General features: G+C 56.7%; 30 protein-coding genes. 20 read left to right on the forward strand and 10 right to left on the reverse strand.

What is annotated here, in order from left to right:
- Positions 1–51: 51 nt before the first annotated feature.
- From ACKF11_RS00430 to arsB, 8 genes are all read left to right on the forward strand, one after another.
- Entirely contained in the window at positions 52–420 is a 369-nt protein-coding gene (locus tag ACKF11_RS00430) for a winged helix-turn-helix transcriptional regulator (protein ID WP_309564273.1), read from the forward strand.
- 222 nt (positions 421–642) lie between these two features.
- Positions 643–792 carry a hypothetical protein gene (locus tag ACKF11_RS00435; protein ID WP_457137258.1) on the forward strand — a complete coding sequence of 50 codons (150 nt, stop codon included), beginning with the start codon at positions 643–645 and terminating at the stop codon, positions 790–792.
- A 14-nt stretch (positions 793–806) separates the two neighbouring features.
- On the forward strand, positions 807–2,015 hold the full coding sequence (chrA, locus tag ACKF11_RS00440) for a chromate efflux transporter (protein ID WP_407995570.1): 1,209 nt from the start codon (positions 807–809) through the stop codon (positions 2,013–2,015).
- Positions 2,016–2,097: 82 nt separating this feature from the next.
- Entirely contained in the window at positions 2,098–2,265 is a 168-nt protein-coding gene (locus ACKF11_RS15315; RefSeq protein WP_473234710.1) for a hypothetical protein, read from the forward strand.
- Positions 2,238–2,384, forward strand: coding sequence for a Na+/H+ antiporter NhaA (locus ACKF11_RS00445; protein WP_407996021.1), 147 nt, complete (start codon positions 2,238–2,240; stop codon positions 2,382–2,384). The genes ACKF11_RS15315 and ACKF11_RS00445 overlap by 28 nt, the downstream gene beginning before the upstream one ends.
- 35 nt (positions 2,385–2,419) lie before the next feature.
- Complete coding sequence (locus tag ACKF11_RS00450; RefSeq protein ID WP_309564274.1) at positions 2,420–2,752, forward strand: ArsR/SmtB family transcription factor; 333 nt, start codon at positions 2,420–2,422, stop codon at positions 2,750–2,752.
- Positions 2,749–3,237: an arsenate reductase ArsC gene (locus ACKF11_RS00455; protein ID WP_407995571.1), complete on the forward strand. Its 489-nt coding sequence runs from the start codon at positions 2,749–2,751 to the stop codon at positions 3,235–3,237. The genes ACKF11_RS00450 and ACKF11_RS00455 overlap by 4 nt, the downstream gene beginning before the upstream one ends.
- Positions 3,234–4,265, forward strand: coding sequence for an ACR3 family arsenite efflux transporter (gene arsB, locus ACKF11_RS00460; RefSeq protein WP_407995572.1), 1,032 nt, complete (start codon positions 3,234–3,236; stop codon positions 4,263–4,265). The genes ACKF11_RS00455 and arsB overlap by 4 nt, the downstream gene beginning before the upstream one ends.
- A gap of 45 nt (positions 4,266–4,310) precedes the next feature.
- Here the strand turns inward: arsB and ACKF11_RS00465 are convergent, their stop codons facing one another.
- Positions 4,311–4,673, reverse strand: coding sequence for a hypothetical protein (locus ACKF11_RS00465; protein WP_407994640.1), 363 nt, complete (start codon positions 4,671–4,673; stop codon positions 4,311–4,313).
- 97 nt (positions 4,674–4,770) lie between these two features.
- On the opposite strand from ACKF11_RS00465, the gene ACKF11_RS00470 reads away from it, so the two are divergent.
- The 3 genes from ACKF11_RS00470 to ACKF11_RS00480 all read left to right on the forward strand — a co-directional run bounded on the left by ACKF11_RS00470 (position 4,771) and on the right by ACKF11_RS00480 (position 6,740).
- Entirely contained in the window at positions 4,771–5,301 is a 531-nt protein-coding gene (locus ACKF11_RS00470; RefSeq protein WP_407995573.1) for a DUF2380 domain-containing protein, read from the forward strand.
- Between the two features lie 127 nt (positions 5,302–5,428).
- Positions 5,429–6,184, forward strand: a complete 756-nt coding sequence (locus tag ACKF11_RS00475) for a hypothetical protein (protein WP_407995574.1) — start codon at positions 5,429–5,431, stop codon at positions 6,182–6,184.
- 13 nt (positions 6,185–6,197) lie between these two features.
- Positions 6,198–6,740 (forward strand): TetR/AcrR family transcriptional regulator, encoded by a 543-nt coding sequence (locus tag ACKF11_RS00480; protein WP_407995575.1) that lies wholly within the window; start codon positions 6,198–6,200, stop codon positions 6,738–6,740.
- On the opposite strand, the gene ACKF11_RS00485 is transcribed toward ACKF11_RS00480, so the two are convergent.
- The 3 genes from ACKF11_RS00485 to ACKF11_RS00495 form a co-directional block, all read right to left on the reverse strand.
- Complete coding sequence (locus ACKF11_RS00485; protein ID WP_407995576.1) at positions 6,724–7,269, reverse strand: methylated-DNA--[protein]-cysteine S-methyltransferase; 546 nt, start codon at positions 7,267–7,269, stop codon at positions 6,724–6,726. The genes ACKF11_RS00480 and ACKF11_RS00485 overlap by 17 nt on opposite strands.
- 94 nt (positions 7,270–7,363) lie before the next feature.
- Positions 7,364–8,422: a bifunctional DNA-binding transcriptional regulator/O6-methylguanine-DNA methyltransferase Ada gene (gene ada, locus ACKF11_RS00490; RefSeq protein ID WP_407994645.1), complete on the reverse strand. Its 1,059-nt coding sequence runs from the start codon at positions 8,420–8,422 to the stop codon at positions 7,364–7,366.
- A gap of 120 nt (positions 8,423–8,542) precedes the next feature.
- Positions 8,543–9,160, reverse strand: a complete 618-nt coding sequence (locus ACKF11_RS00495; protein WP_407995577.1) for an FMN-binding negative transcriptional regulator — start codon at positions 9,158–9,160, stop codon at positions 8,543–8,545.
- Between the two features lie 166 nt (positions 9,161–9,326).
- On the opposite strand from ACKF11_RS00495, the gene ACKF11_RS00500 reads away from it, so the two are divergent.
- Entirely contained in the window at positions 9,327–10,553 is a 1,227-nt protein-coding gene (locus tag ACKF11_RS00500) for an MFS transporter (protein ID WP_407994647.1), read from the forward strand.
- Positions 10,554–10,648: 95 nt separating this feature from the next.
- On the opposite strand, the gene ACKF11_RS00505 is transcribed toward ACKF11_RS00500, so the two are convergent.
- Positions 10,649–11,755 (reverse strand): NADH:flavin oxidoreductase/NADH oxidase, encoded by a 1,107-nt coding sequence (locus tag ACKF11_RS00505; RefSeq protein WP_407995578.1) that lies wholly within the window; start codon positions 11,753–11,755, stop codon positions 10,649–10,651.
- A gap of 130 nt (positions 11,756–11,885) precedes the next feature.
- Between ACKF11_RS00505 and ACKF11_RS00510 the strand changes: the two genes are divergently transcribed.
- Positions 11,886–12,197 carry an ArsR/SmtB family transcription factor gene (locus ACKF11_RS00510; protein ID WP_309564286.1) on the forward strand — a complete coding sequence of 104 codons (312 nt, stop codon included), beginning with the start codon at positions 11,886–11,888 and terminating at the stop codon, positions 12,195–12,197.
- A 124-nt stretch (positions 12,198–12,321) separates the two neighbouring features.
- On the opposite strand, the gene ACKF11_RS00515 is transcribed toward ACKF11_RS00510, so the two are convergent.
- The 5 genes from ACKF11_RS00515 to ACKF11_RS00535 all read right to left on the reverse strand — a co-directional run bounded on the left by ACKF11_RS00515 (position 12,322) and on the right by ACKF11_RS00535 (position 19,247).
- Positions 12,322–12,663 carry a hypothetical protein gene (locus tag ACKF11_RS00515; protein ID WP_407995579.1) on the reverse strand — a complete coding sequence of 114 codons (342 nt, stop codon included), beginning with the start codon at positions 12,661–12,663 and terminating at the stop codon, positions 12,322–12,324.
- Positions 12,664–12,727: 64 nt separating this feature from the next.
- Entirely contained in the window at positions 12,728–14,176 is a 1,449-nt protein-coding gene (locus tag ACKF11_RS00520; protein ID WP_407995580.1) for a TolC family protein, read from the reverse strand.
- On the reverse strand, positions 14,160–17,339 hold the full coding sequence (locus tag ACKF11_RS00525; protein WP_407995581.1) for an efflux RND transporter permease subunit: 3,180 nt from the start codon (positions 17,337–17,339) through the stop codon (positions 14,160–14,162). Before ACKF11_RS00525 ends, ACKF11_RS00520 begins: the two co-directional genes overlap by 17 nt.
- Before the next feature lie 21 nt (positions 17,340–17,360).
- Positions 17,361–18,452, reverse strand: a complete 1,092-nt coding sequence (locus tag ACKF11_RS00530; protein ID WP_407995582.1) for an efflux RND transporter periplasmic adaptor subunit — start codon at positions 18,450–18,452, stop codon at positions 17,361–17,363.
- A gap of 456 nt (positions 18,453–18,908) precedes the next feature.
- Complete coding sequence (locus ACKF11_RS00535) at positions 18,909–19,247, reverse strand: hypothetical protein (RefSeq protein WP_407995583.1); 339 nt, start codon at positions 19,245–19,247, stop codon at positions 18,909–18,911.
- A 10-nt stretch (positions 19,248–19,257) separates the two neighbouring features.
- On the opposite strand from ACKF11_RS00535, the gene ACKF11_RS00540 reads away from it, so the two are divergent.
- The 7 genes from ACKF11_RS00540 to ACKF11_RS00570 all read left to right on the forward strand — a co-directional run bounded on the left by ACKF11_RS00540 (position 19,258) and on the right by ACKF11_RS00570 (position 24,303).
- Positions 19,258–19,548: a hypothetical protein gene (locus tag ACKF11_RS00540; protein ID WP_407995584.1), complete on the forward strand. Its 291-nt coding sequence runs from the start codon at positions 19,258–19,260 to the stop codon at positions 19,546–19,548.
- A gap of 38 nt (positions 19,549–19,586) precedes the next feature.
- Complete coding sequence (locus ACKF11_RS00545) at positions 19,587–20,132, forward strand: hypothetical protein (RefSeq protein WP_309564293.1); 546 nt, start codon at positions 19,587–19,589, stop codon at positions 20,130–20,132.
- 8 nt (positions 20,133–20,140) lie between these two features.
- Positions 20,141–21,451 (forward strand): adenosylmethionine--8-amino-7-oxononanoate transaminase, encoded by a 1,311-nt coding sequence (gene bioA / locus ACKF11_RS00550; RefSeq protein ID WP_407995585.1) that lies wholly within the window; start codon positions 20,141–20,143, stop codon positions 21,449–21,451.
- Positions 21,448–22,848: a D-alanyl-D-alanine carboxypeptidase/D-alanyl-D-alanine endopeptidase gene (gene dacB, locus ACKF11_RS00555; RefSeq protein ID WP_407995586.1), complete on the forward strand. Its 1,401-nt coding sequence runs from the start codon at positions 21,448–21,450 to the stop codon at positions 22,846–22,848. Before bioA ends, dacB begins: the two co-directional genes overlap by 4 nt.
- Positions 22,849–22,955: 107 nt before the next feature.
- Positions 22,956–23,414: an FKBP-type peptidyl-prolyl cis-trans isomerase gene (locus tag ACKF11_RS00560; RefSeq protein WP_407995587.1), complete on the forward strand. Its 459-nt coding sequence runs from the start codon at positions 22,956–22,958 to the stop codon at positions 23,412–23,414.
- Between the two features lie 74 nt (positions 23,415–23,488).
- The gene (locus tag ACKF11_RS00565) at positions 23,489–23,911 is read left to right on the forward strand and encodes an OsmC family protein (RefSeq protein ID WP_407995588.1); all 423 of its coding nucleotides are present in this window, start codon (positions 23,489–23,491) and stop codon (positions 23,909–23,911) included.
- A 14-nt stretch (positions 23,912–23,925) separates the two neighbouring features.
- The gene (locus ACKF11_RS00570) at positions 23,926–24,303 is read left to right on the forward strand and encodes a VOC family protein (protein WP_309565110.1); all 378 of its coding nucleotides are present in this window, start codon (positions 23,926–23,928) and stop codon (positions 24,301–24,303) included.
- The last annotated feature ends 50 nt before the right edge of the window (positions 24,304–24,353 follow it).

Consider the following 24,353-nt stretch of genomic DNA (forward strand, 5'->3'; position numbering starts at 1 on the left):
CCATATACTTTCAAACTATCAAGAACGCACTAAAAAGTAAGTTACTGAGACATGGGAAAAATATACACACCCGCCACTGCCGCCGTTGGCGTAGAAGAAGTCATTCGGCTACTGGAAGGCCGATGGAAGCTGATCATTCTTTTCCATCTTTTCGGTGGACAAGTGCAACGCTATTCCGACTTCGAGAAGCTGATTCCCGGGATTTCTCAGAAGATGCTGGCCCAGCAGCTTCGTCAGTTGGAAGCGGACGGAATCGTTTCGCGCAAGCTTTATCCGCAAGTACCCCCAAAGGTCGAGTACCGACTGACGGAATGGGGGCAGGCCTTGTGCCCCGCTTTGGATGCAATGCTGAAATGGGCGGAGAAGCGCGAATCGTTGCTGTCAGCACACGACGGAGGCGCGACTCAAGAGTCCTCTTGAACTTGGGCAGTAAGCCACTATTTAACCCTGCCTTCCGCCGTCTTGGCGTGTTAATTAAAGTTCCAGCGATGCTGGCCGTGGTGTACATCGTCAATAATAGTAAGATTTGGTATCGGCGACAGTAGACAAGGATTGACCTCAATGAATACACATGACGATGGCTTAGCTAATGTAGAGGTATCATTGCTCAAAGCATTTCAGGCGTTTGATGAGGCTGGTCGCATGAAGCCTTCTAGCGACTATGACCGGGTGGTGGATGTCATGGAAGAGTTGGTGAAGTTCACTATACTCACTCGTGATATCTCCCCGTTACTTGTCGACCGATACGGCGAACGCAAGAATAGGGTCGAAGCCTTGTCTCGGCACCTGTAGCAGAAAGCCATGTGATGTCAGTATCGGCCACCACAGTGCATGACAATGCCTGGCATGTTTTTTTGGTGTTTTTAAGGCTGGGACTAACCTCTTTTGGCGGTCCTATCGCACACCTGGGCTATTTCCGTACGGAATTCGTCGAGCGTCGCTGCTGGATTGATGACCGTGGCTATTCTGATCTTGTCGCACTCTGCCAGCTTCTCCCGGGACCGACCAGCAGCCAAGTTGGTATGGCGCTAGGCCTGGGTCGGGCGGGTTGGCCGGGCATGCTGGCGGCTTGGGCGGGCTTTACCTTGCCATCGGCAATAGCGCTGATCCTATTCGCCTTCGGCATCATTCAGTACCAAGGATTGATCGAATCAGGCTGGGTGCATGGTTTGAAGGTTGTCGCAGTGGCAATAGTAGCGCAGGCGGTCTGGAATATGGCCAAGTCGCTATGCCCAGATCAGCCTCGTGCCGTCCTGGCTATCCTAGGCGCGCTTCTGACCCTGCTCCTGCCAACTGCCACGGGACAGATCGCTGCCATCGTCGTTGGAGGCCTGCTGGGCCGCTGGCGACTCACTTTATCACAGCAGGTTATTAGCCAAGCACATGTATATCCCGTCTCGCGCAAACTCGGCATCGTCGTCTTGCTGCTATTTGCCGTATCATTAGTTGTCCTGCCACTATGGGCTGCAGTCAGCGGTTCTTCGAGCTGGGCACTGCTCCAAGGCGTTTATTACTCTGGCGCACTTGTCTTTGGTGGCGGTCACGTCGTCTTACCGTTACTCCAGGCCACGGTCATACCCAGTGGAACAGTGAGCAATGCTGATTTTCTAGCAGGCTATGGCGCAGTTCAAGCTGTACCTGGGCCGCTGTTCGCCTTCGCGGCATATCTGGGCGCCGTGGCTCAGGGTCCACTACACGGCTGGTTAGGTGGGTTCGTGTTACTTGGGGTAATCTTCCTGCCGGCTTGTCTGGTGCTCATCGGCGCGCTACCTTTATGGGAAAGCCTCCGCCACCGCCGGGGTATCCAAACTACAATAGCAGGGATCAACGCCAGTGTGGTCGGTATCCTGCTGTCAGCCCTTTATGATCCGGTGTGGACCAGCTCCATTCATAGCACAGCAGACTTTGGGCTTGCGCTGACTGCATTTGGGCTGCTGGTTTATGGCCGTGTACCGCCTGCCCTAGTCGTCCTGATAGCTGCGCTAGGGGGGTGGGTCATGTCGTTTGCAATTTAAATCCAGAGTATTAGCAGCCTCATCCTGCTACAGCGTATGGGCATAGGTTCTGCCTAGTGCCATCATCTGGATCGGGTTGCTCATCACCGGAGCCCATCCCAGCCTGGCTGGCGTAGTCTTCGGGCTCATGACCCCGGTGCTTTCTCACGCGTTCATCGCCAGTTGCTCAAGGAAGCGTCCTCAGATAACTAACAACTGGCACAACCACTGCGTAAGCTCCGTATTGCCCAACGCGAGCCGCCGCCGGTGACTCGCATCCAAATGGCACTTCATTCCTGGGTGGCATTCGGCATCATGCCATTATTCGTCCTGGCCAATGCCGAGGTCAGCCTACCCAGTTTAAATAAGCAAATCGTGATTATGTGTTGATTGATTTGGTTCTATTGTTCAAATATTATTGAAATATGGAATCAAAAATCATCGTTACAGCGTTAGCCGCTCTTGCCCAGGAATCCCGGCTCTCAATATATCGACTTCTCGTGCAGGCTGGGACAGCTGGTTTGGCCGCAGGCAAGATCAGCGAGTCTTTGGGCATCGCCCCATCTTCATTATCTTTCCATATGAAAGAACTCAGCCATGCCCAGCTAGTGACGTCGCGTAATGAAGGCCGTTTTGTCATCTACTCAGCCAATTACGAGCACATGCACAGTGTCCTGGCCTACCTCACTGAGAATTGCTGTGGCGGTGTTCCGTGCACTCCAGTGCAATTTCAACTTTCTAAAGCATCTGCCAAATGACCATTAAAACTTTCAATGTCCTCATCCTTTGCACAGGCAACTCCGCCAGAAGCATCATGGCAGAGGCCTTGTTCAACAAGTTAGGTCAGGGCAGGTTCAAGGCCTATAGTGCCGGCAGTAACCCCACGGGCAAAGTGAATCCCTTCGCCATCGAGCAAATTGCTGACCTTGGGTATTCCACCGAAGAATTGCGTAGCAAGAGCTGGGATGAGTTTGCCAAACCAGAGGCCCCAAGGATGGATATTGTCATTACTGTTTGTGATAACGCAGCCGGAGAAGCCTGCCCCATCTGGCCTGGTACTCCGGTTTCAGGACATTGGGGTTTTGAGGATCCCGCCGCTATTGAAGGTAGCGATGAAGATAAGCGGATTGCTTTTTCACGCATCCGCGGGCAGATACAGCATTGCGTGGAACGCTTCATCAGCCTGCCAGTAGAGGCCATGAGAGCCTCCGATATCAAACACTTGCTGGATAGCATCAAATGAGTATGTTTGAACGCTATCTCACCCTCTGGGTAGCCTTGTGCATACTGATAGGGGTTTCCTTAGGGCAGCTTTGGCCTGACGTATTCCAGGCGATTGCCCGGCTTGAATTTGCCCAAGTGAACTTACCGGTTGGGTTTTTGATCTGGGTCATGATCATCCCTATGCTGGCCAAGGTGGATTTTTCAGCTCTGGGGCAAGTACGCCGGCACGTCAAAGGTATCGGTATCACGCTATTTGTGAATTGGCTGATCAAGCCATTCTCAATGACATTGCTTGCCTGGTTATTCATTCGACATCTGTTTGGCGGCATGATGCCTGCTGATCAGGTAGACAGCTACATTGCCGGATTAATACTGCTCGCTGCCGCTCCTTGCACGGCGATGGTGTTTGTCTGGAGCCGGCTCACGCAAGGCGACCCCTTGTTTACCTTATCCCAAGTAGCACTGAACGATATCATCATGATCTTTGGCTTTGCTCCCTTGGTCGGGTTGCTGCTGGGCATTTCTGCGATCAGTGTGCCGTGGGCTACGCTCACGACATCTGTTGTGCTTTATATTGTGATTCCGGTGTGGGTGGCTCAATTGCTGCGCAAGGTAGTGCTGGCCAAAGGACAAGCTAGTTTTGAGCGGGTCATGAAAGCTGCGGGTAGCTGGTCGATTGCTGCATTATTGCTGACATTGATTTTGCTGTTCGGCTTTCAGGGGCGCTCCATCATTGAGCAGCCACTTGTCATTGCACTCCTGGCAGTCCCTATCTTGATCCAGGTATTCTTCAATGCTGGACTGGCCTATTGGCTGAACTACAAAGCGCGTGAACGACATAGCGTGGCTTGTCCCTCAGCCTTGATCGGTGCGAGTAACTTTTTTGAATTGGCAGTTGCCACCGCTATCAGTTTGTTTGGCTTTCATTCGGGGGCGGCCTTAGCCACGGTCGTTGGCGTTCTGATTGAAGTTCCGGCCATGCTCGCAGTAGTTTGTATCGTCAATCGCAGCAAGGACTGGTATCAGCGAAACCAAACAAGGACTTAAGGGGAAAATGCTGATCATTGTTCGATTGCCAGAATTCTTCTCAAATTATGTTGCAAATATAAAGTAGTGGATTTGCAAGATGCTTTGTAAGCGAGTGATTTGCCTATCTCTGGGCAATATCCACGAAAAAGTCACCGTCAGCGGCTGCATCATCGGCATCCCTGCCAAATCTGGCGCCTGCAGACCTCGCCATACCTCATCGTCAATCCACAGATGCCAATCCAAGCCGTACGGCAACAGCAATAACTCTGCCGATTCATCTTTACTTGGCATTTTGTCGCTCACTTGGTTACGTACCTTTCCTCGTGGTCCTAGGGGCTCGGCTTTTTCATTTGCATAGTCTTTCAAGTTGAGGGTTTGTGGATGAAGGGCGCGGCTGATCCAGATGCTCGCTAGGATGGAATGCAAAAGAAGTTTTGCATCTTCATGCTAAAAATGTACTATACAGTTTAGTTTTAAACTAAACGGTTTGGTTTTATCGGGTAAAGTCTATGGAGATTGTAATATGCACATGGTTTTTAAATTATTGATGGTAGTCCTGGGCTTGGGGTTGTGGGGAACTGTCCTCGCGGTTGAACAGTCGCCCAAAGTCGTAGTGTTGGCATTCGAGCTCAATGATCTGACCAATCTGCCTAATGCGCCGGAAGAGCTGCAGCGCATCGATTTATTGTCGACCAAGTTCAAGGAAGCGCTTAAAAACAAGGGAGTGAATGTCATCCAGGAAGGTGCCAAGGTGAAATCGGAGGTGGAGCAGCATTCGCCTACCTATCTTTATGACAACGTAGAAACGGCGATTGAGCTCAACAAGGAAACCGGGGCGGATTACCTGGTGATTGGCGTGGCCTTGAAACCCACCTATTTATTTGTCTATCCACGATTGATCTTGGTGGACGTCAAAAAGCGTGCTGTCGTCATGTCCAAGTCTGCCCAGCTGGAGAGTTCGTGGAGCGATAAAAACACCACAATACGCACAGCGGAAAAACTTGCCCAATTGATCAAGGATAAGCTCGAACAGTTGAGCGAAGCCGCCAAATAACTGAAGTTACCGCGCTGTTTCACCAGACTGCATTCATAACTCGATGAACGCATATGTGTCAGAATGAACGGTATAGTACATATAAGGCAAGGCAATGGATTTACTCAATAGCGCATGGTTGATCCACATGATAGAACGCAGCGGCAAAAAACCGGCCGAGAAGCTGCTGTGCGTATATTCCCTTCTCGATACTTGGCTGAGTGCGCCCGGCATCCGGGAGAGGGCGCTTGAGGAGTATGCATCGCAACATTCTTTGGCTGCGGTCTGTCCCGTATTAAGCGCGCACTTGCTTCGACTCGCTACGGTAGCAAAGCTGCAGAATCCTGCAGCCGTCGTTGCACAGTTGATGATTTTGTTGCAAGGGGCGGTCGCTGAGGAATTGCGCAGTCCCGGGACGGGCGCGTTGCTAACCGCCCAACAGGCGGCAAAGACCGTATTGGCGGACGCGCGGCCGCCGCTCGCGACGAGGATTGAGAAATCCTTGCTCGCAGGCGGGTATGCCGCGGCAGTGACTGCCATCGCTATTCTCGGCCTGCATGTCTGGCCTTCAGGACAACATCAACAGGCGCAATTTGCCCAGCAGGGCACCGAATATCAAGAAGCTGCGGTTGTGGACGCCATCGACCCGGATCTGCTGCTTAAGGCGCTTGCCTTCAAACGCAATATTCAGTCGGGAATCTGCCCGGCCCCCAGCTATGCGAGCGTTCCCCAGGATCAGTTGCAGACTTACATGCACGTCGTGCAGTCTGGGTTATCCAGTAACCCGGCATTGGATAGCCGGAAGCTGGAAGCATTGTTGGCATGGTACGAACAACATCGGGCTTGGGAGTGCTACTCCAAGTTGCAAAACAAGCAAAAGATAATATTGGGAATGGGCGTTTGATATGGCAAGGCGGATGCGTGAGTACATCTTGGAGGTAGCTGGCGATTTGTTTTCCAGGCAAGGCATCAATTCGACGAGCGTGGACAACATCGCCGCCCAGGCGCAGGTCGCCAAGGTGACCTTGTACAAATACTTCAAGTCGAAGGAGCTTCTCATCATCGAGCACCTTCGCACCCAGGAAGAGAAGCTCTGGCAAAGGCTGGCCGAGGCGTCACGGCAGGAAAGCGCGTTGGCTGAACTGGAGGCATTGGTCGTCGGCCTGCTGGATATCATCGGGGAAAAGGATTTCAAAGGGTTTGCCTCGATCAAGGCCGGCGTCGAGTTTCCCCAGTCTGATCATCCGGTCAATCAGAGATCCCGGGAGTTTTCCAGGCAATTGAGAAGTCAGTTTGCGGAGTTGGCGGAGAAGGCCGGCATCAAGCAGGCCGAGGCCTTGGCATTGCAATTGGCGCTAGTGGTGGAAGGGGCGGCCATTACGGAAAGAAGCCAGCAAGGCAGCGATTTCGTTGGCCATGCCAAGTCCTTGGTTAAAACGCTGATTAATAGTGCAAGCTAAATTGCCCTGCTGTTGTTTTAGGCAGTTCATGATTCAGCAGCCATTTTTTACGTTCCAATCCTCCCCCATATCCGGTCAGGGATTTGTCGGACCCGATCACTCTGTGGCATGGCACGATAATGCCGACCGGGTTGGCGCCATTCGCCAGCCCAACGGCACGCACGGCCGAGGGCTTGCCTATCTTCTCCGCCAGGGCGGTGTAGCTGATGGGCGTTCCCGGGATGATATCCCTTAATGCTTTCCACACCGTTCTCTGGAAGTCGGTGCCTCCGGTTGCAATCGCGATAGTGTCTATGATCTGAAGGTCGCCTTCAAAATACGCCTGCATTGCCAAGGCCGCTGGAGATGTTCCTGAATGCGTATTCAATATGACGGTATCGCCACGGTATTGCCTTTGCATCAAGAGGTGCAGGCGGTCTTCATGATCTTGCCAATCCAGGGCGCGAACGCGTTGATGTTCGTCCGTGACGAGCAGCATTTGTCCAATCGGCGTATTCATTCTTTCCATCAATAACGATAGGTGCGGCATTCACTGTCTCCTATCACGTAGTGCAAGAAATATCCCCGGATGGCGATTGAAAGATAATTGGTTCCTAAATTCAAAGCTGCGAGCGGCACGGTATTCATGATTCCTGCTCGCGCGCGAGCAACTCGCGTTTGCGCTCGACGCCCCAGCGATAGCCGGAGATATCGCCATCCCGCCGCACCACGCGGTGGCAGGGAATCGCGACCGCGATCTTGTTGGCGCCGCAGGCCTGCGCCACGGCGCGGACCGCGCGCGGGCAGCCCATGCGCTTTGCAACTTCGGCATAGCTGACGGTAGTTCCTGGCGGGATTTCTCTCAGCACTTTCCATACTCTCTCCTGGAAAACCGTGCCGCGGATATCCAGAGGCAGGTTCAAGCCAAGCGAGGGCGCTTCGACGAAGCCGACGACCTGGGCGACCAACTGTTCGAAATCCTCGTCTCCGCCAATCAGGCGCGCTTTGGGAAACTGGTCTTGCAGGTCGCGCACGATCTGTTCAGGATCGTCGCCCAGCAGGATGGCGCATATTCCCTTCTGGCTCTGGGCGACCAGGATCGCGCCCAGCGCGCATTGCCCTACGGCAAAGCGGATCACGGCGCCGCTCCCTCCGGTACGGTAGTCGCTTGCCCGCATACCGAGCAATTGCCCGGCAGTTTCATAGTAGCGGCTGCTGGAGTTGAAGCCGGCGCCGTAAATGGCGTCCGTGACGGAGTTGTCCGGCGTATCCAGCTGCGCCCGCAGCTTGCGCCCGCGGTAGGCGCTTGCATAAGCCTTGGGCGTCAATCCAGTCTCGGCCTTGAAGATGCGGTGGAAATGGTAGGCACTCAGGCCGATGCGTGCGGCCAAGTCGTTCAGCCTGGGCGGCGTTTCCGACGCCTCGATGAGCTTGCATGCCTTGGCAACCAGGGCTGCCCTTTCTGCGGCGAGGGTATTTTTGTCTTGCTTCCTCTGGCTGGGGCGGTAACCTGCGGCTTCGGCCAATGCCGGGGTGGCGAAAAACTCCACATTCTTACGTTTCGGCAGCCGGGAGGGCGAGCTGGGCTTGCAATAGATTCTGGTGGTCTTCACGCCATAGACGAAACAACCGTCCGCCGCCGCATCCCGGTTGGCAATTGCTTGCCAGCGTGCCTCGTCGGAAAGATAAGCCGGTTTGCTCATGCCGGGCTCCATTGCAATATCCTCAATCCTGTCCATATGCTAAGGATATCGTCGGGTTCAATCGCAAGCACTCCAATTCTTGCGGTGTAATTCGCGCGCGGCTTGTATGAATGGCCGCCTTTATTCCTCGGCAAAGTAGCCGGTGACGGGACAGCCTCGCTCGGCCTCGAAACCTTGCATGACGCCTTGTTTGTCCTGCTGCTGCCTGTTCTGGCTCAGCTTGAATTTCCCGGCAATCGACTGGATCGGAATCTCCACGCTCACAATCGCTTTCAACTGCGAGGCGATGAAATCTTCCGGGGCGTCCGCCACATGCCAGGGTTGAGTGCGCTCGGCTTCGTTGAGCTGGGTCAAATGGCCGGCTTGGGCCAACAGCCAGTCAGGGTCGTCAATCACGCGCGGTGTTCCGCGCACCTGGACCATGGTGTAATTCCAGGTCGGGACGACTTTGCCGTGTTCCGCTTTGGACGGATACCAAGAAGGCGTAACGTAGAATTGCGGCCCCTGGAAAACCACCAGGGCTTCGCCGCCTGCCCGCAGTTCGTCCAGTTGCTTGTTCCCCCTGGCGAGATGGGCGCGCAAGACGCCATTTTCTTTATCCGCGTGCAGCGTGAAGGGCACCAGGTTGGCCATCAAGCCTTGCGCACCCGACGTGACGAGGGTGGCAAGCGGGTGCTCGGTGATGAGCTGGTATAGAACGTCCAGGCGTTCTTCTTTGAATACACTAGGGTTATGCATACCGACCTTCTCGTTGTGTGGGGCGGGAAGTCATGAAATCTTGATCATGCCAGATTGCGCATGATTTGCCATGATTTGCACAGATAGTCTGCAAGGCGAACACATATCGCCAGTTCGCATGTATTCTACTCAGCCTCGAGCATATCAATCAAAAGTGTGGGTGTTGATGGAAATAAACGCTAAGCGGACGTTCTGGACATTGGTGATCTCTGCCGCTGCCATCCTGGCGGTCACAATGGGCATCCGGCAATCCCTGGGCTTGTTCGTCTCGCCCCTGAACACATCCACCGGCCTGGGGATCGTGACGGTCAGCATGGCCATGGCGATTGCACAATTGGCCTGGGGCGTGGCCCAACCGCTCTTCGGCATGCTGGCCGACAGGGTGAGCTCGTTCAAGGTCATCGTGCTGGGGACGGTGATGCTCGCCATCGGCTTGGCAATCACCCCATTCATGCAATCCGGGTTCGGCTTGATTTTTTCCATCGGTATCCTGACGGCTGTGGGTGCGGGTGCCGGCAGTTTTTCCATCCTGATGGGAGCCGCGGCGCAACGGTTGCCCGGCGAACAACGGTCTTTTGCCGCAGGCGTGATCAATGCCGGGGGTTCTTTGGGCCAGTTTATTTTCGCCCCGTTTGCCCAGGCGCTCATCCATGCATTCAACTGGGTCACGGCAATCATGGTGCTGGCCGCGACTTCGCTGAGCGCTATTTTGCTGGCGATTCCGCTGAGGGAAAAGAAAGATGCAGCTGGCCGGCAGGCGGCTACTCCACCCGGCAGCATGACCCTGGCAGAGCAGGTGCGCATCGCATTCAAGGATCGCAGCTATCTTTGCCTGCATGCAGGGTTTTTCACCTGCGGCTTCCATATCGCTTTCCTGGTGACCCACCTGCCCGGAGAGATTGATCTCTGCGGGCTGCCTGCCTCCACCAGCGCGACATCGATTGCGATCATCGGTTTGGCTAACGTGCTCGGCAGCCTTTGCGCAGGCTGGCTCGGGCAGACCCGGCGCATGAAAATGCTGTTGTTCTGGATGTACGCCTCGCGGGCGGTGGCGATTGGTTTTTACCTGCTCGCGCCGAAGACGGAATGGACCTTTTATCTATTCGCAGCGGTTTTGGGCTTCACTTGGCTTTCAACGGTGCCGCCGACAGCCGGGCTGATCGGCAAGCTGTTCGGTGCCCGCTATTTGGCCACGCTGTTCGGCCTGGCCTTGCTCAGCCACCAGGTCGGCGGATTTTTCGGGGCATGGCTGGGCGGGGTCGCCCTGTACATGAATGGAGATTATTCGTGGATGTGGTATGCCGACATCGTGCTGGCTATTGCGGCGGCGTTGGTGAATCTGCCCATCCGGGAAGAAAAGCCAAGGCCAATACGCAATGTCATGCGTGCCTGACATGCCGCCTGGCCCAGGCTTTTGTGGAAGAGGTGGTTGAGCTTATCGCGCTCACCCCGATGAGCCGTGTAGGCTGATCGGGATGGCGAGGATGGTTATCGTTGTCTTGGGTCGTGGTAACGCGCCAGCCAATGGGCATAAGGAGGCGGAAGCACCCAGGCCGGGTTTTCCTTGTTCAGTTCCTTGGCTGCTTGGTAGGTCCAGTTCGGATTCTCGAGATGGGCGCGGCCTATCATGGCAATGTCCAGCTGTTCGTTGCGGACGGCCTGGTCGGCGAGGTCGGGCGCGCCGAATCCCCAGGCGGAGGACACCGGGATATTGGCCTCGTTGCGCACGCGCTGGGCGATCGGGGCAAGGAAGGCAGGCCCCCACGGAATCTTTGCCTCTGGGGTGCTGAAGCCGATGCTGACGCTGAGCATGTCCAGGCCAAGCTGTTTCCAGTCATTGACCAGCTGGATGGATTCGCTCAAGGTCTGCTCATCCTGCCCGTCGAATTCCAGCACGCCGAAACGTGCGGTCAATGGCAGGTTTTCGGGCCAGACCTTGCGCACGGCCGCCAGGGTTTCGCGCGTGAAGCGGCCCCGGTTTTCAGCATTGCCGCCGTATTCATCGGTACGCAGGTTGGAATGGATGGAGGTAAAGCTCTGCGCCAGGTAGCCGTGGGCGAAGTGCAGCTCCAGCCATTCGAACCCCGCTGCGACGGCGCGCCGGGCGGCATCGACAAAGTTTTGCTGCACCCGTTGGATGTCGGCAACGCTCATGGCGGTCGGCACGCGCGGCAGCAAGCCGCCGAATGCCTTGGCCGAGGGCGCGATGGGTTGCCAGCCACGGGCATCGCCTTCGGGAATGTGGTCGTCACCTTCCCAGGGAATATTGGCGCTGGCCTTGCGTCCCGCATGGGCGATCTGGATGCCGGGCACGGCCCCGGCAGCCTTGATGGCGGCCGCGATCGTACGTAATTGCTCTGCTTGTTCATCATTCCATAACCCCAGGCAGTGCGGGGTGATGCGCCCTTCAGGCGCGACGGCGGTGGCTTCGACGATCACGAGGCCGCTGCCGCCACGCGCAAGCGAAGTATAGTGGGCTTGATGCCAATCATTGGCCAGGCCGTCGGTCGCCATGTATTGGCACATGGGCGGCACCGCAATGCGGTTTTTTAATTCGACATCTTTCAACTGGTATGAGGAAAATAGGTCTGCCATTGTCATTCCTTTTGAGTAGCGACGGTTGGTAGGTGGGAAAGCATTTCCCTGATGGCGTCAGGGTTTGTTTCCATAGTTCCAAAATATTCGAACTATGGAAACATGGTAACGGCTATGATAAATTTTGTCCATGAGACAAATTAAACATCCTGCCATCGAGCAAGTGGAGCTGACCGACATCATGTATGCGCTCTCAGATCCGGCCCGCATGGAGATCGTCGGACACTTGGCGCAGGCGGGACGGCAGATGACGTGCGGCGAACTGGACCTGAACCGCCCCAAGTCCAGCATGTCGCATCATTTCAAGATCCTGCGTGCCGCCGGGCTAGTGGAAACCGTGATCGACGGCAAGGAGCACTTGAATTCCCTCCGGCTCGCCGAGATCGAGCAGAAATTCCCCGGGGTGCTCTCTGCCGTACTCAAGACAATTAAGCTGCCTTGATGGAGAGTCCGGCCGGTCTGGATGCCTTGCGCCAATATGCAAAAAAAAGGCCTAATTCATCGAACCAGGCCGAGGGTGCAGAGTTTCGAGCTTTTTTACCAGTCTGCCCTTGATCGATACTTGATCAACCTACGTAGCGTTTGACCAGGAAGCCGTTCTTGGGATGGAGCACATAGACGAAGTGCTTGCCCAGGTTGCGGTCCGCCCGCTCGGCGGAGGTATTGATGCGGTTGATGTTGAAGCCGTACTTGGGATGCGGGCGGTTGTTGGTGAGGAGGGCCACGTTCTTGGATGTGCCGACCGCCTGTGTTTCCGCAATGCGCGCATCGAAAGTGGCATTGAGCGGGCTGATATTGGCAGCCGCCAGCACTTGGCCATTGAGCAGCGCGTTGCCGTCTTGCGCCTGGGCCAGCAGTGCGGAGGAGGCCAATAACGCGAAGGTCAGAATCGAAATTGCCTGTTTCATGATAAATCTCCTGAAAATCAATTAATTAATATTGGGGCTTGCTTTGCGGTACGTTTGATAGTCTCTATTGCCAACCACCTCCCAACGCTCTGTATAAGTTGATCATTGCCATGATTTGCTTCTGCTTGGTCTCGATCAGGTCCATCTTCGCCTCCAGCGCGTCGCGCTGCGTCAGCAGCACTTCCATGTAGTCCGCGCGGGCGGATTGGAACAGTTGGTTGGAGATCTCGATCGAGTTGGTCAGGGTGTCGACCTGGCTGTTCTTCAACTGGTAGTTCTTGTCGAGGTTGTCCAGGTTCGACAGCTGGGTTGCCACTTCGCTATAGGCGTTGATGATGGCCTGCTCGTACTCGAACGCGGCCTTGATCTGCCCGGCGCTGGCGTTCTTGTAGGCCGCGATGATGGCGTTGCGGTTGACCAGCGGCGCGACGAGGTCGCCGCCGAACGAGCCTGCAACCGACTCAGGCATGTTGAGCAGGTAGCGCGGGTTGAATGCCTGGAACCCCAGCCCGGCCTTGAGGGCGAAGGATGGATAGAAGTTTGCCTTCGCCACCTCGATGTTGAGCTTGGCGGCTTCCAGCTCCAGTTGCGCCTGGCGGATGTCGGGACGGTTTTCCAGTAGCTGGGAAGGGATGCCCACATCCAGCATCTTGGGCTTCATTTCCATGAAACCAGCCGAAGACCGTGCTATCGGCTGCGGCGTGCGGCCCAGCAGGAAGTTGATGCGGTTCTCCGTCTCGACGATCTTCTGCTTCACCTCATAGCGCTGGCTCTGGTTCTTGTTGACCTCGGCCTCGAACCGCTTCACCGCCAGCGAAGTAGTGCGCGCATATTGCTGCAGCTCCCTCACCACGCCCAGCGCGTTTTCCTGGATCGCGATGTTCTTGTCCAGGTTGTCGAGCTCGTTATCCAGCGCGAGCAGTTCGTAGTAGGAATTGGCGACCTCCGCCACCAGGTTGGTGATGAGGAAATTCTTCCCTTCCACCGACGCCATGTATTCCATGGTGGCGACCTTGGTGGCATTGCGCAGCTTCTTCCAGACATCCAGCTCCCAGGAGGCGACCAGCCCGAACTGGTAATTGCCGAAATACTTGGGAAAATGCTTGCCTTCCTTGATCTCCAGGCCTTCCTCGATCGCGCCGTTGCGGGTGTAGCGCGCGGTCTTCTCGGTTTCGGCGGTGGCGCCGATGCCGACCGAGGGCAGGTATTCGCCCTTGCGCGCGAGGATCTCGTTCTCGGCAACGCTGATGCGCTGCATGAGGATGTTGATCTCCTTGTTATTGGCAATGGCGGTATCGATCAACGCGGACAGGTGCTGGTCCTCGAAGAACTCCCTCCAGTTGACGCGGGCAGCGCTGCCGGTGCCGGCAGCGCTATCGTTCGCGCTGCTGTAATGCTCCGGCAATGCGACCTGCGGTTCTTTTTTCGTGATCGTCGGGATGGCGCACGATTGCACCATGAGCGCCAGGCATCCCAACACGGCAAGTTGAATGGCTTTATTCTTGGTCATCATCGTTTTTGCTGTAGTGATAGATTTCAGTTAAAGGCTCGACTTCTTCGTTCCTGATCATCGATTTGCCGTCGGACAGCTTGGCAAATATGTAGTACAGGCCAGGGATGAGAATGACGCCGAAGATGGTGCCGAACAGCATGCCGCCCAGCGCCGAGCTGCCGATGGTGCGGTTGCCCACTGCGCCCGCGCCCGTAGCGATCACCAGCGGGATCAGGCCGGCGATGAAGGCGAACGAGGTCATCAGGATGGGACGGAAACGCACGCGTGCGCTCTCGATCGCGGCATCCTTGATCGAGAGGCCTTGCGCATGCTTCTGCACCGCATATTCCACGATCAGCACCGCGTTCTTCCCGAGCAGGCCGACCAGCATCACCAACCCGACCTGGGCATAGATGTCGTTGGCGAGGCCCAATGCCTTGAGCAGGAAGAACGAGCCGAACACGCCCGCGGGCAGCGAGAGTACGACCACCAACGGCAGGATGAAGCTTTCATACTGCGCCGCCAGCACCATGTAGACGAACACCAGCACGACGCCGAAGATGATGATGGCCTCGTTGCCGCGGTTGGCCTCGTCGAAGGACAAGCCTTCCCAGCCGACGTCATAACCGTGCGGCAGGGTGGCTTTCGCCACTTGCTCCACGGCCTTGATCGCGTCGTCCGTGGTGTAGCCGTCGGCAGGCATGGCGCGGATGGTGGCGGAGTTGTACAGGTTGTAGCGCGTGATCTCGTTCGGGCCCTGCATTTTCTTCAGCTTCATGAAGGCCGAGTAGGGCACCATTTCGCCTTCCTCGTTCTTGACGTAGTAGTTGAGGATGTCGGTCGGGTAGCGGCGGAATTCCGGCCCGGCCTGGGTATAGACCTTGAAGAAGTTGTTGAAGCGGATGAAGCCCTGCTCGTAGGTACTGCCGATCAGGATGTCCAGGTTGTCCATCGCCTTGGCGATCGAAACCTTCTTCTGCATCGCGAGCTTGTTGTCGATCTGGATTTCATATTGCGGGTAGTTCGCCGCATAGAAGGTGAACAGGCCGGTGAGCTCCTTGCGCTTGGCGAGCGCCTTCATGAAATCCTGGTTGATCTTGTCGAACTCGTGGTAATCCGTGTTATCGGTCTTGTCGAGTAGGCGCAGCGCCAGGCCCGATGCCGCGCCATAGCCGGGGACGGCTGGCGGCTCGAAGAACTCGATCACGGCGCCGAAGTCCTTGGTCTTTTCTTCTAGCTCCTCGATGATCTGATGCACGGATTGCTTGCGTTCGGACCAGTCCTTGAGGTTGATGATGCAAGTGCCGGCATTGGAGCCTCGGCCCTCGGTCAGCACCTCGTAGCCCGCCAGGGAAGATACCGACTGCACGCCCTCGACCTTGGAAGCGATGCCCTGCAACTGCCGGGCGATCTTGTTGGTGACTTCCAGCGTGGAGCCGGGCGGCGTCTGGATGATCGCATACACCATGCCCTGGTCCTCGCCCGGGATGAAGCCTGCGGGCAAGGTCTTGTCGACCAGGAAGGTACCGGCGGCGAACGCGGCCAGCATGAGGAAGGTGACGATGCGGCGCGTGACGACGATATCCAGCAATTGGGTGTAGCGTCCCGTCACCTTCTCGAACACATGGTTGAAGGCATTGATGAACAGGCTGACCGGGGTCTTGCGCTTGGGCTGGCCGTGGTTGTTCTTCAGCAGCATCGCGCACAGCACCGGCGTCAGCGACAAGGCGACGACGCCCGAGATGATGATGGAAGCTGCCATGGTGATGGAGAACTGGCGGTAGAACACGCCCACCGGCCCAGTCATGAAGGCCACGGGCACGAACACGGCGGTCATCACCAGGGTAATGGCGACGATCGCCCCGCCGATCTCCCCCAGCACCTTTTGGGTGGCCTTGTAGGGAGTCAAGTGCTCGGTTTCCATCTTGGCATGGACAGCTTCCACAACCACAATGGCGTTATCCACCACGATACCGATCGCCAGCACCAGCGCAAACAGCGTGATCAGGTTGATCGAAATCCCGAACATCTGCATGACGAAGAAGGTGCCGATCAGCGACACCGGCACCGCCAGGATCGGGATCAGGGTGGAACGCCAGTCGCCCAGGAAGATGAACACCACCAGGGCTACCAGGACAAACGCCTCGATCAGAGTGTGGATCACCTTTTCGATCGAGGCATCCAGGAACTTGGATACGTCGTAGTTGACTTCATAATCCATACCTTCGGGGAAGGAGGCCTTCAGCTCCTCCATTCTTTCCTTCACATGCTCGATCACTTCGGTGGCGTTGCTGCCGTAGTTCTGCTTGAGCACGATGGCCGCCGAAGGATAGCCGTCCTTGTTGGAGTAAATATCGTAGAACTCGCTGTTCAGCTCGACCTTGGCGATGTCCTTGAGATGGAGGATCTCGCCTTCGGAGTTAGCGCGGATGATGATGTCTGCATACTGCTCAGGCTTGTTGTAGCGGCCCTGGTAGATCAGCACGTATTCCTTGGATTGCGCGGTGATGCCCGAGCTTTGGCCCAGGCGGCCGGGGCGGCCGATCACGCTCTGGCTGTTGATCGCCTCCATGACTTCCTCGGTGGAGACGTTGTAGGCGCGCATGCGCTCGGGGTTGAGCCAGATGCGCATCGCGTACTGGCGGCTGCCGAGAATCTTGGCCTGCGCGATGCCGTTGACGCGCTGTATTTCGGGAATGATGTTGACGTTGGCGTAGTTGAAGAGGAATTTCTCGTCCGCGTGCTTATCCTTGCTGTAAAGGTTGATGTACATCAGCATGCTGGGCTGGACGCGCTCGACCACCACGCCTTCCATCTGCACCAGCTCGGGCAGGCGGCTCATCACCTGGTCGATACGGGTCTTGACGTTGATCATGGCCTGGTTGGGGTCCACGCCGAGGTCGAAGATCACCTGGATCGTGGCTTCGCCGGCACTCGTCGCATCAGACACGATGTACTTCATGCCGGGCACGCCGTTGATCGCGCGCTCGATCGTAATCAGCGAGGATTGCACCAGCACGTCGGCGCTGGCGCCGGGATAGGCCAGCGAGACGATCACGCGCGGCGGCGCGATGTCGGGAAACTGCGATGTGGGCAGGGTCTTGATCGACAAGAACCCCATGAATACGATCAATAGCGACAATACAATCGCCATGACCGGTCTTTTGATGAAAATATTCAGCATTGATCTCGTCGCCTGGTTGGGTTATTCAGCGTAAAGGCTCAGGTCCGACATGGCCTTGTCAGGGGAGATGAAATCGACGGCGATCTGCTCGCCGTTATGGACTTTCCTCAAGCCCTCGATCAGGATTTTGTCGCTCGCTTCCAGGCCGTCCTTGACGATGTAGAGGTGGGGCAGCTCCGCATCGATGGTGACCAGCCGCTGCTGAATCTTGTTGTCCTTGTCGATGACGTAGACGTAGACCTTGTCGAGAATCTCGAACGTGGCTTTCTGCGGGATCAGCAAGGCATCCTTGTAGGGGATGCTCATGAGGATGCTGCCGGTCTGGCCGTGCCGCAGTACTTGGTTGGGATTGGGAAAGGCGGCACGGAAGGCGATGTTGCCGGTCTTGTTGTCGAAATCGGCTTCTATGGTCTCGACCACGCCTTCCTGGTCGAACACGTCGCCGTTCGCCATTTTCAGCTTCACCTTTTCCTTGTCCTGGGCGTGATTCTTCTTGCTCTGGACGTAGTCGAGGTATTCGGATTCCGGCACGTTGAAGTACACCCACATCCTGCTGATGTCGGACAGCGTGGTCAGCAGGTCGCCCTCATCCACCAGGCTGCCGTTCCTGGCTTCCAGGTGGTCCATGATGCCGGTGAAAGGCGCGTTGATATTGGTGAAGCCGAGATGCGTTTCCGCCACATTGACCTCGGCGTTGGCCTTGTCCAGCTTGGCCTTGGCAAGCGCCAGCTCATTGGGCGAAACGATGTTCTTGTCCGCCAGCGCCTTGGTGTTGTCGTATTCGATCTTGGTCATGTTGGCCTCGGCCTTGGCCTTCTGCAGATCGGCCTGGTAGAGGTTGGGCATGATGCGGAACATGGGTTGCCCCTTGGCGACCTGCTGCCCCTCGTCGACAAACGTGTCTTGCAGGTAGCCCCGTTCCAGGGCGCGGACCTCGATATGCCGGATGGCACGGATCTGGGAAACGTATTCCTTCACGATGGAGGTGTCCTGACGCAGCGGCGAGGTCACCTTGAGCTTGGGCAGTTCGTGGGGTTCGTTGGATTCAGCCTGGTGGCAGCCGCTCAGCAGCGTCGCCATCACGCCTAGGGCGAAAGAAAGTTTTTTCATCATAAGATTGATCGATGCTCGGTTAATAAAGAGGTCAAGTCCTGAATTCATCGCGTGCAAGGCCTTGCGACGCATGTGCATCAAGCGCACAGGGTCGGGCGGGCAATGGTCAGCGTGAGTTAGGGGTGTTGCCGGGCAGGATTTCCGCAGGAGCAGTCAGCGTTGCTGAATACCGGGCAGCATGAGGCGTGGCAATGGCGAATGAAGCCGTTTGCATGTCAATGCGTTGCAGTGGTATTCGAGGTATTCAAGTCATTAGGTAAAACAGCCCTATGCCTGAATACGATCTCATCGCATTGTTAACGTCCGGTGGAAATACTGCGTGGGCAGGAAATGCCCTTTGAGGCGCAAACAAAATTCAGTGCAACGATTCTAGCTAGGCGTTCTGCCGCAGACAGTACAACTAGTACGGTAAGACAGCAGAGCGACGACGCCAGAGAAGAATTTTGTTAGCGGCTCTCAGGCAAGAGATGGAGGATCTCGGGGTCTTGCGTTGGTGGAGAAATAAAGGCGTTTTGCCGTGGTGTTGCTTGTCCGCGTCCAGGAGACCGGTGCGCTGGCAACGAGCAGAAGCGCGGTGAGCAGGAAGCCGGTGAAGGATAGTGCTAACGTGGAAGGCGGTTCGCCGCCTCCCGTGGGAGAAGATTCGACTTTGACGATTTGAACAACGTTGGCATCCGTGACGTAGAGTGCGTCAGGCAGCTGCATGCAGATATAGGCCAAGCTGAGCAAAGACAATACGACTGACAGCAATATCAGTCGAATTCTCAAGGCAGTTGGATCTAATCTTTGTTCCATTACGTTTCTTATGTTCAATCGTTACCAATTACATGCATCGGGGCTGCCCGACACATGCAAGGCGATATTCATCCTAGCATGGGTAAAAAAATTATTGCAACAGGAATACTTAATGCTCTTGCAGTTAAGCGGTTCGACTGCCGAGGTTCAAATTGGTTTCCTGATTTCGAAAATAGATGTCGGCACACGGCCGGAACCGCTGGCGTATCAAGCCCGCCAGGCCATTGTGTGGCCAGGCGACATCTCGCGTTGCGGGGAGCTCCGTGGATTATCCGGTAAAGAGTTGTTTAAAGCCTTATAATTGCATATTCAATCGAGTCGTTTTGCAGGGAGCAGTAAATGTCGGAAGGGTTTGAGGATGTGGCAATCCAGCAGCTTCATTTGAGCTACAGCAGCCACCAGGATCGCATGTTGCTCAAAATCAGCCTGGCTGATGCGGCAGAGCTTAATGCCTGGCTGACGCGGCGTATCGTGCGTGTGCTGTGGGGGTTATTGCAGGATAGCGAGCTCTCCCCCGTGAACATGCATGAAACCCTGGCCGTGACGGCCGAAGAGCTGTTGGAGCATTTCAACCAGGAGGTGGAAAGTTTGCCGTTGATACAGGGCATCAACCTTTCTGGCGCCTACCATGACATCAAGCCGGCGACCGCCGAGCCGCCGGTACTGATTGCGGAATGCAAGCTGGTGCACATGGATCACACCGAATCCATGCTGGAGCTGCATAGCCAGGCCGGGGAAGTCTACAGCATCGCGCTGACAGCGGAATTGAGCCATGCCTTGAGCAGCATGCTGCAATTGGCGACACAGGAAGCCGCCTGGGACCTGGGCCTGACGACGGATCGTATTGTATTGGCGGACGAGGCGGCATCCTACGTCCTGCATTAAACCAGCGCATGACGACCAGTAACGCATCCTTGTTGCAGCGCAGCCTGGCTTCCGTCTGGCATCCCTGCACCCAGATGAAGCAGCACGAAGCGCTGCCCCTGGTGCCGGTCAGGCGCGGCGAGGGCGTGTGGCTGGAGGACTTTGACGGTAAGCGCTACCTGGACGGCGTCAGTTCGTGGTGGGTCAACCTGTTTGGCCATAACCATCCCCATATCAAGCAGGCAATCGCGGCACAGCTGGGCCAGCTCGAGCACGTGATACTGGCGGGTTTCACCCACGAGCCCGTGGTTCGGCTTTCCGAACAGTTGTCTGCGCTCACCGGACTGGGGCACAGTTTTTACGCGTCCGACGGCGCCTCCGCTACCGAGATCGCGCTCAAGATGAGTTTCCACTACTGGCGCAACCATGGGCAGCCCGGCAAGACGCGCTTCCTCAGCCTGCAGAACGGCTACCACGGCGAAACCCTGGGGTCGCTTTCCGTCACCGATGTTGCCCTGTTCAAGGATACCTATGCGCCCTTGCTGCGCGAGTCCGTATCGTTGCCCAGCCCGGATTGGCGGCTTGCGGAGCCGGGCGAGAGCGCGGAGCAATATGCGTTGCGTTGCGCGGAGCTAGCCGAGGCATACATCGCTGAGCATCATGCCGCGATTGCCGCGGTGATTGTCGAACCGCTGGTGCAGTGCGCCACGGGCATGGCGATGTATCACCCCATCTACCTGCAGCGCTTGCGTGCATTGTGCGACCGTTACCGGGTGCACCTGATCGCGGACGAGATCGCCGTGGGCTTCGGCCGCACCGGCACCATGTTCGCCACCGAGCAGGCCGGCATCAAGCCTGATTTCATTTGCCTTTCCAAGGGCATCACGGGCGGCTACCTGCCGCTTTCCGTCGTGCAGACCACGGATGACGTCTACGCCGCATTCTACGATGACAATGTCGCGCGAGGCTTCCTGCATTCGCACAGCTACACCGGCAATGCCCTGGCATGCAGCGCGGCGCTGGCTACCCTGGAAATATTCGCGCAGCAGGATGCGCTGAACAGCAACCGCCGCAAGGCCGATTACCTCAACCACAAGCTGGCGGCATGGCAAAACCTGCCGATTGTCCACTTGCGCAACACCGGCATGATCTGGGCGTTCGACGCCATTCCGGGCCAGCCCGGTTTCCAGCAGCGGTTCTACCAGGCGGCGTTGCAGCGGGGACTGCTATTGCGGCCGGTGGGCAATACGGTCTACTTCATGCCGCCCTATGTCATCAGCGAGGAAGAGATGGACTGGATGCTGGAACAAGCCCTGGCTGCGTTGGAGGAGAGCATATGAGGTTGCTTTGGGTAGGTCTGCTGCTGGGGATTGGGACGCTGGTGCATGCCGCGGTGCCGGAACCGGTCGGCGAGTTGCTGAGGAAAAACGGCATTCCTGCCGAGAATGTCTCTGTCTATGTGCAGCGTGTCGACCAGCCGTCGCCATTGGTGGATCACCAAAGCGACCGGCCGATGAAGACCGCCTCGACTATGAAACTGCTGAGCACCTATGCCGGGCTGGAGCTGCTGGGACCGGCCTATCGTTGGCGTACCGAGGTCTACCATGATGGAAGGCTGGAAAACGGCGTCTTGCACGGCAACCTGATCATTCAAGGGCGCGGCGACCCCTACCTGCTTGCCGCCGATATGCGGGCGATGCTGGAAGACTTGCAATTGGCGGGCGTGGAGGACATCCGGGGCGATATCGTGCTCGATACCCGCTATTTTGCCCGGCGCTACCATGACGCCGCCGAATTCGACGACAAACCGCATGCGCCCTACAACGCCGTTCCCAACGCGTTTGCCGTCAATATCAAGTCCACCTCGTTCCATTTCCTCGTCGAGGGAGGCAAGCTGAACATCGAGGCCGATCCTGAATTGCCGGAAATCCATATTCACAACCAGTTGAACCTGGTGCGCGGTGATTGCGGAGATTGGAAAAGCCGGCTGCAGTTCGTGGTGGAGCCGCTGGGCGATGAAGTTGCAGTGACATTCAAGGGCGATTACCCTTCGGCTTGCCGTGACAAGACCCTGGAATTGAACGTATTGGAAGACGGCCCATACGCATATGGCTTGTTCCGCAGCAATTGGCTGTCGCTAGGGGGCAAGCTCCGCGGCGGGTGGCGTTACGGCGCATTGCCCGAGGACGCCCAGCTTTTGGTGGCGCATGACTCGCAGCCATTGTCGGAAATCATCCGCACCATCAACAAATACAGCAACAACCTCATGGTCAGACAGCTGTTCCTGACCATGGCGGCAGAGCGGGTTGCCAGCCCGGCGACCGAGGCCGATGGCGTTCACGTCGTCAAGGCGTGGCTTGCCAGCAAGGGGCTGCATTTCCCTGAATTGATATTGGAGAACGGCTCCGGACTCTCGCGCGATGAGCAGATCACGGCGCGGCACATGGCGGCATTCTTGCTGGCGGCCTATGCCAGCCCGGTGATGCCGGAATATCTTTCCGCACTGCCTATCCCCTCGGTGGACGGCACCATGGCCAACCGCTTGCGCAACAGCCAGGCCAGGGGCAGCGCGCACCTGAAAACCGGCACCATCAACGGCGTCAGCGCTTTGGCGGGCTATGTGCACGACCGCAGGGGTCGGCGCTGGGTAGCCGTGATCATGGTGAACGATCCCAAGGCCAGCGCCTCGCGCGCGGCGCAGGATGCGCTCATCGACTGGGTCTACCAGCAGCCTTGATCCGCACAGGGCCGCATAATCTAGGTATCATACTGGCTTCGCGCCGCGTGCAAGCGCCTGTGTTTGGCGAGTGCGCTGCTGTTGTAAACCTGCTATCGGAGTAATCCATGAAACCAATTGCCATGCTGGCAAGCGCGTTCGTGCTGGCCATACTCGCCATGAGTGGCTGTTCAGCCGATACCAATAGTGACAAGGAAAAAATCGTAATGAGCAACAACATCACCGAATTACAGAAAATCGACACCCAGGTAGGTGAAGGCCGTGAAGCCGAAGCCGGCCTGAACGTGACCGTGCACTACACCGGCTGGCTGTACGACCCCAGCAAACCCGACGGCAAGGGCGCCAAGTTCGACAGTTCCGTGGATCGCCGCGAACCTTTCGTGTTCTATCTGGGCGGCGGACAGGTCATCCGCGGTTGGGACGAAGGCTTTGCCGGCATGAAGGTGGGCGGCAAGCGCACCCTCGTCATCCCGCCGGAGTACGGCTATGGCGCGCGCGGTGCCGGCGGCGTGATCCCGCCTAATGCCACCCTGGTATTCGATGTGGAGCTGCTGGGCGTCAAGTAAGCGCTTGCTAATGGCATCCATGGCATGGGCCGTGGATGTTTTTTCCATCTAGGTTGAGTGGGACAAAAGGCAAAATGAAAGCACGTGTTAAGTGGATTGAGAACGTCTGTTTCATGGGCGAGTCAGAGACCGGTCATGCCGTGGTGCTCGACGGCGCGCCGGAAGCCGGTGGCCGCAACCTGGGCATGCGACCGATGGAAATGCTGCTGATCGGCATGGGCGCCTGCACGTCGTTCGATGTCGTTACCATCCTCAAGAAGTCGCGCCAGCCCGTGACGGATTGCGTGGCCGAGATCATCGCCGAGCGCGCGGACGAAATCCCCAAGGTATTCACCAAGATACACGTGCATTTCGTCGTGACCGGCAAGGGCCTGAATCCGGCCCAGGTGGAACGCGCCGTCAAATTATCGGCCGAGAAGTATTGCTCGGCTTCCATCATGCTTGGCAAGGCGGCCGAGATCACCCACGACTTCGAAATCCAAGAGGCCGAGCTTTGAGCCGACCCCAGGGCATGCAAGGGCTGCGCCATGTGGCCCTGTTCGTGCAGGATATCGAGGCCTGCCTGCATTTCTATGTTGACATCCTCGGCATGCAGGTCGAGTGGCAGCCCGACCCCGATAACTACTATCTCACCTCGGGCAACGACAACCTCGCATTGCACCGCAGCAACGAAGCTATGGATGGCAAGCAGCGACTCGACCATATCGGTTTCATCATCAGCCATATAGAGCTGGTGGACGAGTGGCATGCCCATTTTGTCGCCAACGGCGTCAAGATACTCATGGCGCCCAAAACCCATCGCGATGGCGCGAGAAGCTTCTATTGCGCCGATCCCGCTGGGACTCACGTACAGATCATTTACCACCCGCCGATTTCCGGCAGGCTCTAGACATAAAAAGCCCCGCATTGCGGGGCTTTTTGTTATAGAAACTTAGCTTA

Origin of the sequence: Methylobacillus draconifructus (assembly GCF_045984385.1) — a bacterium.
Taxonomy (GTDB): domain Bacteria; phylum Pseudomonadota; class Gammaproteobacteria; order Burkholderiales; family Methylophilaceae; genus Methylobacillus; species Methylobacillus flagellatus_A.

Bases quoted from the DNA above. Each gene is read 5' to 3' on its own strand.
- ACKF11_RS00430 (WP_309564273.1), top strand. From the start codon at position 52: ATGGGAAAAATATACACACCCGCCACTGCCGCCGTTGGCGTAGAAGAA.
- ACKF11_RS00435 (WP_457137258.1), top strand. From the start codon at position 643: ATGAAGCCTTCTAGCGACTATGACCGGGTGGTGGATGTCATGGAAGAG.
- chrA (WP_407995570.1), top strand. From the start codon at position 807: ATGTCAGTATCGGCCACCACAGTGCATGACAATGCCTGGCATGTTTTT.
- ACKF11_RS00450 (WP_309564274.1), top strand. From the start codon at position 2,420: ATGGAATCAAAAATCATCGTTACAGCGTTAGCCGCTCTTGCCCAGGAA.
- ACKF11_RS00455 (WP_407995571.1), top strand. From the start codon at position 2,749: ATGACCATTAAAACTTTCAATGTCCTCATCCTTTGCACAGGCAACTCC.
- arsB (WP_407995572.1), top strand. From the start codon at position 3,234: ATGAGTATGTTTGAACGCTATCTCACCCTCTGGGTAGCCTTGTGCATA.
- ACKF11_RS00470 (WP_407995573.1), top strand. From the start codon at position 4,771: ATGCACATGGTTTTTAAATTATTGATGGTAGTCCTGGGCTTGGGGTTG.
- ACKF11_RS00475 (WP_407995574.1), top strand. From the start codon at position 5,429: ATGATAGAACGCAGCGGCAAAAAACCGGCCGAGAAGCTGCTGTGCGTA.
- ACKF11_RS00480 (WP_407995575.1), top strand. From the start codon at position 6,198: ATGCGTGAGTACATCTTGGAGGTAGCTGGCGATTTGTTTTCCAGGCAA.
- ACKF11_RS00485 (WP_407995576.1), bottom strand. From the start codon at position 7,269: ATGCCGCACCTATCGTTATTGATGGAAAGAATGAATACGCCGATTGGA.
- ada (WP_407994645.1), bottom strand. From the start codon at position 8,422: ATGAGCAAACCGGCTTATCTTTCCGACGAGGCACGCTGGCAAGCAATT.
- ACKF11_RS00495 (WP_407995577.1), bottom strand. From the start codon at position 9,160: ATGCATAACCCTAGTGTATTCAAAGAAGAACGCCTGGACGTTCTATAC.
- ACKF11_RS00500 (WP_407994647.1), top strand. From the start codon at position 9,327: ATGGAAATAAACGCTAAGCGGACGTTCTGGACATTGGTGATCTCTGCC.
- ACKF11_RS00505 (WP_407995578.1), bottom strand. From the start codon at position 11,755: ATGGCAGACCTATTTTCCTCATACCAGTTGAAAGATGTCGAATTAAAA.
- ACKF11_RS00510 (WP_309564286.1), top strand. From the start codon at position 11,886: ATGAGACAAATTAAACATCCTGCCATCGAGCAAGTGGAGCTGACCGAC.
- ACKF11_RS00515 (WP_407995579.1), bottom strand. From the start codon at position 12,663: ATGAAACAGGCAATTTCGATTCTGACCTTCGCGTTATTGGCCTCCTCC.
- ACKF11_RS00520 (WP_407995580.1), bottom strand. From the start codon at position 14,176: ATGATGACCAAGAATAAAGCCATTCAACTTGCCGTGTTGGGATGCCTG.
- ACKF11_RS00525 (WP_407995581.1), bottom strand. From the start codon at position 17,339: ATGCTGAATATTTTCATCAAAAGACCGGTCATGGCGATTGTATTGTCG.
- ACKF11_RS00530 (WP_407995582.1), bottom strand. From the start codon at position 18,452: ATGATGAAAAAACTTTCTTTCGCCCTAGGCGTGATGGCGACGCTGCTG.
- ACKF11_RS00535 (WP_407995583.1), bottom strand. From the start codon at position 19,247: ATGGAACAAAGATTAGATCCAACTGCCTTGAGAATTCGACTGATATTG.
- ACKF11_RS00540 (WP_407995584.1), top strand. From the start codon at position 19,258: ATGTTCAATCGTTACCAATTACATGCATCGGGGCTGCCCGACACATGC.
- ACKF11_RS00545 (WP_309564293.1), top strand. From the start codon at position 19,587: ATGTCGGAAGGGTTTGAGGATGTGGCAATCCAGCAGCTTCATTTGAGC.
- bioA (WP_407995585.1), top strand. From the start codon at position 20,141: ATGACGACCAGTAACGCATCCTTGTTGCAGCGCAGCCTGGCTTCCGTC.
- dacB (WP_407995586.1), top strand. From the start codon at position 21,448: ATGAGGTTGCTTTGGGTAGGTCTGCTGCTGGGGATTGGGACGCTGGTG.
- ACKF11_RS00560 (WP_407995587.1), top strand. From the start codon at position 22,956: ATGAAACCAATTGCCATGCTGGCAAGCGCGTTCGTGCTGGCCATACTC.
- ACKF11_RS00565 (WP_407995588.1), top strand. From the start codon at position 23,489: ATGAAAGCACGTGTTAAGTGGATTGAGAACGTCTGTTTCATGGGCGAG.
- ACKF11_RS00570 (WP_309565110.1), top strand. From the start codon at position 23,926: ATGCAAGGGCTGCGCCATGTGGCCCTGTTCGTGCAGGATATCGAGGCC.